Raw genomic sequence first — 865 nt, forward strand, 5'->3', positions numbered from 1 at the left:
AACAGAATAAATACTATGCTGTGCTTCGACAATGGATTTTTATGTTGCAGTCTAAGTATTCATCCATAAAATGATAAGGATATTTTTATGACAATGATAATTGGTTCGGAACCTACTGTTCGAGGTATCATCGAGCTTGAAACGATACTTGCGGTTATCATCGTAAGCGCATGGGGAGGCGTTGTGAGTTACCTCATGAGAGAAACTCGAAGGAGAACGCAGAAAAATATTAAAGGATGTCTAAAACAAGTTGTTATTTCATGTTTTACTGGTTTTTTGCTATCCAGCATTGCCCTTGATAAAGGCGCAGGGACTCATATGATACTTATATTGTCCGGGCTGGGTGGGGTGTTTGCAGGACCTGTATTGAAAATGTTGAAAGATAAGTTAGCACAAATTTTTGTTAAGTGAGTGGTATTGCCCATCCATGGGCATTACTGCTTTATGATAAGTAAAAGTTCAGTACGGCATATAGAATTATTAGCGCGATCAGAGCTATTGTTATAGGATAAATAAAACGATTCTGGAAAATGTGCTGTTTGTTTTCCAAACATTTAATTTCTATATCCCCATTAAGCTGGATCCCCTGACGTGGGATTGTTACAAACAAATTATCAATACCAAAAAACTTCAGGTCTTTTCTGACCAGGTATAGTAGTTGTGTTAAATTTGCATCGTTTATAAATTCACTTCTTTCTTCCCATAGTACAGCTGAAATTTGATTTTTTCTAATCACCAATTCTTGTGCATTAGTTAGAATAAAATCTAAACACTTAGACCGCATGTGGGTAAGTTTTATCGCCCGGGTCCCATCTTTGCTTTTTAACTCATGATTGATGTTATCGTATATACAGCTATTTTTAAT

2 protein-coding genes are annotated in these 865 nt (G+C 36.0%); one reads left to right on the forward strand and one right to left on the reverse strand.

The window, feature by feature from the left end; genetic code table 11:
• Window positions 1-87: 87 nt before the first annotated feature.
• Entirely contained in the window at window positions 88-411 is a 324-nt protein-coding gene (locus NNN64_RS22855) for a phage holin family protein (RefSeq protein ID WP_271442885.1), read from the forward strand.
• Window positions 412-442: 31 nt separating this feature from the next.
• Here NNN64_RS22855 and NNN64_RS22860 read toward each other — a convergent pair.
• Window positions 443-865 (reverse strand): winged helix-turn-helix domain-containing protein (locus NNN64_RS22860; RefSeq protein ID WP_271442886.1); only part of this gene is annotated, 423 nt, incomplete at its 5' end.

The organism is Citrobacter sp. Igbk 14 (genome assembly GCF_028069825.1).
GTDB lineage: Bacteria > Pseudomonadota > Gammaproteobacteria > Enterobacterales > Enterobacteriaceae > Citrobacter.

Bases quoted from the DNA above. Each gene is read 5' to 3' on its own strand.
- NNN64_RS22855 (WP_271442885.1), top strand. From the start codon at position 88: ATGACAATGATAATTGGTTCGGAACCTACTGTTCGAGGTATCATCGAG.